Source organism: Peterkaempfera griseoplana (assembly GCF_001418575.1).
Lineage (GTDB): Bacteria > Actinomycetota > Actinomycetes > Streptomycetales > Streptomycetaceae > Peterkaempfera > Peterkaempfera griseoplana.
Genome location: NZ_LIQR01000039.1, coordinates 1 through 8,051 on the forward strand (window position 1 = coordinate 1; position 8,051 = coordinate 8,051).

Below are 8,051 nucleotides of genomic sequence, written 5' to 3' on the forward strand. Positions count from 1 at the left end.
GTCCGCGGACGCCTTCCGGGTCTTCGGAGAGCGTCCGCGGACGCCTTCCGGAACACCCGTCGGGGACGCCTTCCGGAGAGCGTCCGCGGACGCCTTCCGGGTGGGCTTCTCCGGCGGATGCGAGGACGGCCTCCATCTCGGCGGCTTTCGCTGCGGCGCGCGCCCTGCGCTGCCGGTTGTCGGTGTACAGGTACAGCACGGACGCCCAATCCACCGGCCCGGCGGGCATCGTCAGCTGGTACACCGCGGACTGGTTCGGCCTGCGCCTCTTGGCCAGCATCCCCCCGGCCTCCAGGACGGCCGTGGCGCGGGTGACGGTCTCCTTCGAGCCGCCCGACAAGGTCGCGAGTGTCTCCCTGGAGGGGAAAGCGTTGGAGCCGTCCGCGTCGGCGAACGACGCGAGCCAGACCCCGACCCTGGCGACGCCGGCCAGGTCCTTCGAGCCGTACCGCAGTACCTCCGCGCGGAGTCTGTTGACCCACGCGGTACGCACCGACTGGATACGGTCCGACTGCTGACGGTTGCTCACAGGGGTCTCTCTCTGGTCGCGCAAGGAAGAGGGGAGGACCCGGGGCGGCCGGTGCCGTGGCCGCCCCGGGGCTGCACAGGGGGCAGGTCAGGCAGGGGTGCCGTTGAGGAGGGGCACGCCCAGGCCCTCGGTGATGGCCGTGGTGACATCGGCGAACGCGGTCTTCAGCGTGTCGTCCGGGGTCTCCAGCTTGTAGCCGAGCGACAGGTGGCCATCCCGGTTGATCTCGAACTTGAACCGGGCCCGCAGCCGGTACCCGGCCGACCCGTCGAACGGCACCAGCCCGATCACGAACGTCTCCGGGATGGTGAGCTGGCCCTTACCCGCGGTGGCTGACGTCTCCTCGACGTACGCGAACTGCCGCTCGCCGGTCTGCAGCCGGTGGCCGTGCTGGAACTGCGCCTTGGTGGTGCCCTCGATGGACTGGGCGATCTCCAGCATCTCGGCGGCCGTCGGCTCCAGGAGCTCGGCGAGGTGGTCCTCAAGGAAGGCGGCGAAGTCCTTCTGGCCCATCATGCGGGTGTCGTTGGCTAGCCACGCCTCCCAGGCCTTGGTCTTGCGCAGGGCCAGGACCGCCCGGTGCTTGCCCCAGCGGGCGCCGTCGGCGCCGGCCTGGTGGGCGTCGAGGACCGCGGTGACCGTCAGCCGCTCGGCGTCCGCGTACACCTCCGAGGACTCGTCGGCGTGCTTCTGGTAGTAGGCGATGAAGCTGTCGGCGTCGCGGAGGGTGGTGGTGCCGGTCTTGCGGGCCGGGGTGTCGCGGTACTCGTCGCCGGTCAGGTCGATCTTTTGCACCCCGCCGGTGGGGGTGAGCCAGGCGTAGACCTTGCCGGGCTTCAGCTCGTTCGGCTCGGCGGCAAGGAGGGCGGTCTCAACGATGGTCCGGGCGCCGTCGTGGGTGTCGGTCACTGCTCTGTGCTCCTGGTGGTTGGTCGGTCGTTGGACGGGGATGGTCAGCCGCGGAACTCGGTCGGCCGCCGGTCTTCGGGCAGGCGGAACTCCGGTGTGCCGTCCGAGTCGCGGAACAGGCCGGGGCTGATCTGGCGGGGGTCCTCGCGGCTGGGGTTGCCCTCGCCGTCGACGAAATAGATGGCGTGCGGGACGGCGGCCTTCGGCGCGGTCAGGACGCTGTCGATGCCGATGTGCAGGGGGTCGCCGTCGACGTGGCCCTTGGATGGCTCGACGTTGAAGGTGACGACGAGCTTGCCCTTCTTGCCGTGCTCGGTGACGGCGGCGACGAGCTGGTGGAACTCCGTGCTGGCGACCTCGTGGGCGCGGCCCTTCATGTGGTTGATGAGCAGCTCGGCGAGCGGCATCGGCTTGGGTTCGTCGGTGATCTCGCCGGTGTTGGGGTCGACGTGCATGGTGGTCACGGGGGTGGTTCTCCTTGTCAGCGGTGAGCGGGGTGGTGTGTGGCAGGTCAGGCCTGGGTCGAGGCGGAGCCCTTGCCGGCCTTGTGGACGCGGCCCGCAGGGATGGGGCGCTCGCCGGTGACGTAGCCGCGCAGGGCCGCGCCGGGCCGGAAGCGGACCTTCCGGCTGGCCGGGAGCTGCATGCGGTCGCCGGTCTGGGGGTTCCGGGCGGTGCGGGCCGGGGTGTCGACGGGCTCGAAGGTGCCGAAGCCGGTGACGGACACCGCGTGGCCGTCGGCCAGGGCGCGGGTCACGGTGTCGAGGACCGCTTCGACCGCGGCGCGGCCCTTCGTGTGGCTGGTGCCGAGGCTGGCGGCCACGGCCTCGGAGAGCTGCTGCTTGTTCATGGGGTCAGTGCTTCCTTCTGGTAGGCGGCGGCCGCGTCGGCGGCCTGGGTTGCGAGGGCCTGTTCGGCGCAGGCCTTGTGTGCGGGCTTGCTCTTGGAGTCCCGGAGGTGGGTGGGGGTGTCGCAGTAGCGGCAGGGCAGGGCGGTGGAAGACCAGTGCCGACCGTCGCCCCAGTCCAGGACGCCCGGCGGATCCGGGCCCTTGGCGCTGGCGGACTGTGCGGAGCGCGGCCGGGGGCGGCTCATGCGAGGACCGCCATGACGCGCTCGCCGATCCATCGAGCGGCGTTCACCGAGACGGCGTTGCCCGCCTGGAGGATCTGCTCCTTCTGATTGCCGTGAACGATGTAGTCCTTCGGGAACCGCTGGGCCTGCATCAGCTCCTGGGTGGTGAACATCCGGATGGTGCAGTCGTCCAGGGACGGTGCCGTCCGGACCAGGGAGTGGTGCGCTTTGGTGGCGATCGTCGTCATCGGCTCGGCAGTGGTTCGCGGCGCACCCTTGCGGCCATTGGGAATCACCAGGGCGTGGTGCAGTCCCTGCGCGGACAGCGCTGGAACGGGGGCGGTGGTGGCGACGGCAGTGCCATTGCGGCGCAGCATCGCCACGTGAGGCTCGGCGCCGAACCGATGCAGGCCGACAGCGATCCGGGCCCGGGTCGAGGCCGCGTATGGGGTGAACTGCTTACGGTCCGGTCGACCGTCGCCGACCCGCTGGCCGCACAGGGCCCAGTCGATGATCTCTGCCACCGGCCGCACGGTGGGGTCGAGGATGAGGTGACCACAGGCTCGATTGGGGCAGCGGTAGTCATACTGCACACCCCACTTGCCGATCTGCCGGCGGCGGGGGTTGCGCCACACCTGCTTGGCTCGGACTGGGCCGCACTCAGGGCAGATCGCCTCGGGCCTCACCTCCAGGTCGGGCAACGGAATGCCCTCACGGGTGAACGCGATGTACGCCCTGTCGCGGTACTGCGGGGCGAGTTCGTTGTCGCCCCCGCCAAGGTGCGCAGAGGACGCGCACACGATCTGGTGGTTGTAGCCCAGGATCTTGAAGCCCTTCAGCCACCAATCGAAAAGCTCCCAGTCGGTGATGAACTCGATGACGTTCTCGCACAGCACCGCGTCGTAGCGGTGGACCTCGGTGGCGGCGATGATGTCCAGCGCGGTGGCGCGGGTCCGCTCGAACGTCTCCTGCTTGGCGATTCCGTCCTCGCCAGTGCCCTCCACGTCGATGGCGGTCTGGCCACGGGTGCGCTTCCGGCCCCCGGACGGGCTGATCTCGGTGCAGATCGGCGAGCCCCACAGAACCCGGGTACGGGGCAGGTTGCGCTTGTCGTAGGCGTTGATGTCTTCGCACAGGTGCCGGGCCAAGGGGTGGTTGGCCATGTGGGTGCGGATGGACACCATGTCGTGATTCATGGCCAGCTTCAGCACGTAGCCGGCCTCTGTCAGGCCAGTCGCCGATCCGCCGCCGCCGCAGAACAAGTCGGTGAAGTCGATGTCTCCGTCGAACCGGTACCTCATGTGCGTGCTCCGCTCAGCGTGGGCTCGGGAACCGGCTCGACCTCGCCGGACGCCACAAGGTCGTGGGCCCGCCGAACCACGTGCGCGGGCAGCCCCATGACCCGGCCGAGGGCGACGTAGGTCTGGCCGGCATTGACGAGCCGGACGATGCGGGCGCCCCGGGCGAGAGCCACGCTCCGGACCATGGACTCCTTGTCCTGCCGGGGCGACTTGCCAGCACCGCGCCTGATCGCGCGGCGCTCGTCCTCGGACAGGCCACCCCACACCCCGGCGTCCTGATTGGTCTCCAGGGCCCACGTCAGGCACTGCTCCATGGCCGGGCAGCGGCGGCACACCGCCTTCGCCTCCTCGATCTGGAGCAGCGCGAGGCCGGTGTTCCCGATAGGGAAGAACAGGTCGGGGTCCTCGTCCCTGCAGACCCCGCGGCTGAGCCAGTCACTCGTCATCGTCGACCTCCTTCGAGGGCCAGACAGCGAAGCCGACGAGCACCCCGGCGACGGCCAGCGCTCCGGCGGTCCAGAGCCACGGGTGGTCGAGGACGGAGACGACCAGGTCCATGAGCATCAGCGGGTCACCCCCCGGGCCGGGACGGCCAGCGGCCATGCGACCCCGGCCAGAGCCCGGCGGTGCGTCGCCGGTCCAGGTGAGAGGGGATAGCCGAGCCGGTCGCGGCCCATGGCCATCAGCACGTAGGCGTCCGCCCGGTCGCTGCGGCCCCGGCCTGAACACTCGACGCCGTACCGCTCTTCGACAGCCGCCCGGACCAAGCCCTTGACCTGGGCCCCGGACAGGCCCTTCCAGCGCGCCTTGCCCGTGGCGTAGATCGTGCGGTTGTCCGGCGGGCACACGGCGTAGGGGATGTTCCGGCGCCACAGGTCGTGGCGGACCATCCAGCGGGCGGCGGCGAGTTCGTCGTGGCCTCGCTGGAGGGCGCGGGAGAACGCGGGGCCTTCGATGACCACGAAGTCGCAGCGGCTGGTGTGGTCCGCGATGGCGCGGAGCTGGTAGGCGAGGCGGTCGTGTCCGGTGCGGTTGCCCGGGCGGATGACGTCGGTCCAGCCGGGCCCGGCGACGCCGGTGCTGCTCAGGCTGACGTCGAGGCCGATGACGCGGGGCGCGTCGCGGGTGGTGCCCGGTGCGGCGGGTGCGGCTACCGCCGCACCGGGGGTCAAGGTGGTGCTCACCCGGAGGTGTCCTTCCGGTTGGTTCCTGCCGGCTTGCCGAGGGAGGGCGCAGCCGGGACGTACGAGATGAGGAGCAGGCCGCTGCCTTCGGGGTCGGTGATCGTGACGGTGCCGTCCATGGCTCGCACGTCGTCCTCCCAGAGGCGGATGCTGCTGCGCTCCAGGGGCTTGGTGAGCAGGCAGGCGACGACCTGCTCCAGCTGGTCCGCGCGGGCGGTGGCCGTACGGCATCGCTTGGCGAGGGCGCTTCGGTCCTGTACGGCCTCGCGGAGGGCGGCGCGCATGCGGCGGAACTCAAGGCGGCGGCGTTCGCTGGTCCGGCGCCGGGCGGCGACGAAGAGTCGAAGGGTCCGGGACACGCTCAGCCCTCCCCGACAACAGCGGCGGCCTGGGCCGGGATGAGCGGCCAACGGCCCTCGATCACCGCGTTCGGGTCGAAGCGATCCCCGGCCTTCTCGGGGTTCCGCAGCGATGCCTGATACGAGGCGGCACCGGCGGCCGCCCATCCGATCTGCCGACGGTGCAGCTCCTCGACGTCCGACACGTCCAGATCGCTGAACCGCGAGGTCCGCAGACCGAGCACCCACTCGGGGCGCTCCGCGTGCGGGCGGCGCGCGAGGGAGCCCATGACCCAGGCGACCTGCGCCGACTTCAACGCGTCGTACGCGGCGCCATGCGCCTGCTCTTCATCCCAGGAAAGGCCATACATCGTGGCGCTGGTACGGAGCGTGTAGCCGCCCTGGTCTTTGCTGCGGAAGGGGGCCGCATGCCGGTCGAGGACCATCGTGTCGATGACCCGGGTCAGCGGCTGGCCGCAGATCTCCTCCAGCCCGGCCCCGAGGTGACGCCGGCACTCGGCATCAAGGAGGTTCAGGTCGTAGCCGCCGATGTTGTGGCCGACCAGCGGGACGCCCGCCGCGACGACCTCGGCCACGGCCTGAGCGATCTGATGGACTGCCTGCCCGGCGTCCTGGCCGTGGGCGGCAAGGTGCTCGTCGGTGAGCTTGTGCACCGCGATGGCCTCGGGCTCCTGAGGGACACCGGGGTTGACGAGCCAGGTGCGGGTGTCGGTGCCGAGCCCACCGCTGGCCAGGACCAGGGCGCAGCTGACGATCCGCGCGGTCTGGTGGTGTTTGTCGGAGGCCTCGAAGTCCAGCGCGGCCATGCGCTCCAGGTGCCAGCTCATCGGGCGCCCCCGGCGGCGCCCCGGGCCATCTCGTTGGCCAGCTCCTGCGTGAGGGCGCGTACCTGCGCCTCGGACGCCTCGGCGAGCGATCCGCCGGTCACCCCGTGGCAGCGCGCCTCCAGATCCTCCTCGCTCATACCGAGAGAAGCCGCGATCTGGTGGATGTCCCACGTGTGCAGGTCCGGTCCGGTCGGCGGCTTCGGCGTGCCCCGCAGGACCTCGTCGGCCGTCACCCGAGGCGGCGGAAACTCCTCTTCGACCCGAACCTCCCCGCGCTGGAGCGACTTGTACGTGATCGCGAGCTGCGCGACGTCGTACTCGTTCCACTTCTCAGACGGACGGCCGATTTTCTCCTCGATCCGGTCGACGGCCACGCCCAGGCCCTCGAAGAGCCGGATGGCGTCGGCGATGCGCTGCGCCAGGGGCTTGCCCCCGCCGTCCTTCAGCGTCTGGGCGCACAGGACCTTGGCCTCTTCCACGAACCACGGCGGGAGGATCGCGAAGATCGCCTCGCGGACCCGGCGCGCACCGTTGTTCGTGTTCAGCTCGTAGATGTCCCGCATGTCCGTGACCTGCTGCGGGCCGTTCTTGGTGTCCCTGCGGTGCGGCACGATGAACGTTGAGGAGTTCCGCGAGTTGGTCTGCACGTCCCAGGCGAAGGCCTGCATCTCCGACTGCCCGTACTCGTCGTCGCGGCGCATCTCAACGAGCCCGTACTGCACGTTGCCCCAGCAGCGGGCCAGCTCACGCGCAAGGTGCACCGACGGCCCGGTGATGGTCTGGCCACCCTTCGGGTATCGGTAGAAGGCCCGCTCGGCGAGGGTCATCTGCTTGCAGGACTCGCGCATCTCGGCGACCGCGGCGTGGATGTTGCGCGGGCACTGCTGGGCGACGACGATTGCGGCCTGGACCTCGGCGACGGCGCGGGACTGCTCCACCGCCGTGCCCTGCCCCAGACGGGCCGGGACGGGAACGGGACGTGCCTGCTCGATGCTGTTCATCGGGTGATCTCCCGGAGGTAGTTGCTCTCCACCCAGGCGGGCAGCTGGACCAGCTCGATGCCGTCGCTGAACGCCGGCCAGCGGCCGGACGTCGAGCACTCGGCGTAGGTCTCGCGCGCCTCGCGGTTGCGGTCAGCGGCGATCTGCAAGGCCACCGAGCCGAGCTCGACGACCGTGACCAGGTACGGGGGCTCCTTCATCTGGAAGACCAGGAGGAACACCGCGTCGAGGCTGCCGAGGCCGAGGGCGCGGACGCCTTCGAGGTACCACTCGGCCTGCTGGTGGTAGCCGTAGTTGTGGATGGACTTCTGGATGCTGTCGAGGTCGACCGCGTTGGCGGTCTTGTAGTCCGGAACCAGCAGCCGCTCGCCCTCGACGCGGTGACGTAGCCAGTCCAGACGGGCCCGGCACATCACGCCGGTCGCCCGGTCGCGCCAGACCAGCGTCTGCTCGGCGAGGCCGGAGCCAGCCGCGAACAGGGCCCCGGCCACGGGGTGGGCGCGCAGGGCGGCGGCCATGGCTTCGACCTGCTCGTACTCGTGGTCCAGCAGGGGCACGGCGCCGGCCGCGTGCGCGGTCTTCTTCTGCTCCTGCGCGGCCTTGGTGCGGTAGTCGGGGGCGTTGATACGGACGATCTCCGGGCCGCTGCCGAGCACCATCTGATGGGCGGCGGTGCCCAGGTCGAAGTGCCGCTTGGGGGCGGGCGGGTTGGTGCGCTCGTGGTGAAACAGGGCCGGGCAGCTGGGGGCGAGGAGCCGCCGGGCGCCGGTGGCGGACAGGGAGCCGCCTCGGACTGGGTCGGCGTGGTAACTCTCGGCGGGGACGTCCTCGTACACGCCGGGCTGGGTGATGGACCCGGGCTCGTGC

The 8,051-nt window shown here is 70.7% G+C and carries 12 protein-coding genes and 1 pseudogene; all 13 read right to left on the bottom strand.

Annotated features, from left to right (window positions below):
* On the bottom strand, nt 1–529 hold a 529-nt coding region (locus AOK09_RS02940), incomplete at its 3' end, for a helix-turn-helix domain-containing protein (protein ID WP_055585512.1).
* Nucleotides 530–616: 87 nt separating this feature from the next.
* Nucleotides 617–1,438 carry a DUF2303 family protein gene (locus tag AOK09_RS02945; RefSeq protein ID WP_055585513.1) on the bottom strand — a complete coding sequence of 274 codons (822 nt, stop codon included), beginning with the start codon at nt 1,436–1,438 and terminating at the stop codon, nt 617–619.
* A gap of 44 nt (nt 1,439–1,482) precedes the next feature.
* The gene (locus tag AOK09_RS02950) at nt 1,483–1,902 is read right to left on the bottom strand and encodes a hypothetical protein (protein ID WP_055585514.1); all 420 of its coding nucleotides are present in this window, start codon (nt 1,900–1,902) and stop codon (nt 1,483–1,485) included.
* 47 nt (nt 1,903–1,949) lie between these two features.
* Complete coding sequence (locus AOK09_RS02955; protein WP_055585515.1) at nt 1,950–2,288, bottom strand: HU family DNA-binding protein; 339 nt, start codon at nt 2,286–2,288, stop codon at nt 1,950–1,952.
* Nucleotides 2,285–2,533, bottom strand: a complete 249-nt coding sequence (locus AOK09_RS02960; protein WP_055585516.1) for a hypothetical protein — start codon at nt 2,531–2,533, stop codon at nt 2,285–2,287. The genes AOK09_RS02955 and AOK09_RS02960 overlap by 4 nt, the downstream gene beginning before the upstream one ends.
* Nucleotides 2,530–3,813 carry a DNA cytosine methyltransferase gene (locus tag AOK09_RS02965; RefSeq protein ID WP_055585517.1) on the bottom strand — a complete coding sequence of 428 codons (1,284 nt, stop codon included), beginning with the start codon at nt 3,811–3,813 and terminating at the stop codon, nt 2,530–2,532. Before AOK09_RS02965 ends, AOK09_RS02960 begins: the two co-directional genes overlap by 4 nt.
* Nucleotides 3,814–4,019: 206 nt before the next feature.
* A pseudogene (locus tag AOK09_RS02970) lies at nt 4,020–4,259 on the bottom strand (WhiB family transcriptional regulator); the annotation flags it as partial.
* Nucleotides 4,249–4,377, bottom strand: a complete 129-nt coding sequence (locus AOK09_RS43045; RefSeq protein WP_265736698.1) for a hypothetical protein — start codon at nt 4,375–4,377, stop codon at nt 4,249–4,251. The gene AOK09_RS43045 and the pseudogene AOK09_RS02970, both read right to left, overlap by 11 nt.
* Entirely contained in the window at nt 4,377–4,997 is a 621-nt protein-coding gene (locus tag AOK09_RS02975) for a hypothetical protein (protein ID WP_245687091.1), read from the bottom strand. Before AOK09_RS02975 ends, AOK09_RS43045 begins: the two co-directional genes overlap by 1 nt.
* Nucleotides 4,994–5,356 (bottom strand): hypothetical protein, encoded by a 363-nt coding sequence (locus AOK09_RS02980; RefSeq protein ID WP_055585518.1) that lies wholly within the window; start codon nt 5,354–5,356, stop codon nt 4,994–4,996. The genes AOK09_RS02975 and AOK09_RS02980 overlap by 4 nt, the downstream gene beginning before the upstream one ends.
* Before the next feature lie 2 nt (nt 5,357–5,358).
* Complete coding sequence (locus AOK09_RS36955) at nt 5,359–6,162, bottom strand: exonuclease domain-containing protein (RefSeq protein WP_157875778.1); 804 nt, start codon at nt 6,160–6,162, stop codon at nt 5,359–5,361.
* Nucleotides 6,163–6,179: 17 nt separating this feature from the next.
* Nucleotides 6,180–7,184 (bottom strand): hypothetical protein, encoded by a 1,005-nt coding sequence (locus tag AOK09_RS02985; RefSeq protein ID WP_217698370.1) that lies wholly within the window; start codon nt 7,182–7,184, stop codon nt 6,180–6,182.
* Nucleotides 7,181–8,051, bottom strand: an 871-nt coding sequence (locus AOK09_RS02990; RefSeq protein ID WP_079062687.1) for a PD-(D/E)XK nuclease-like domain-containing protein, incomplete at its 5' end; no start/stop codon positions are given. The genes AOK09_RS02990 and AOK09_RS02985, both read right to left, overlap by 4 nt.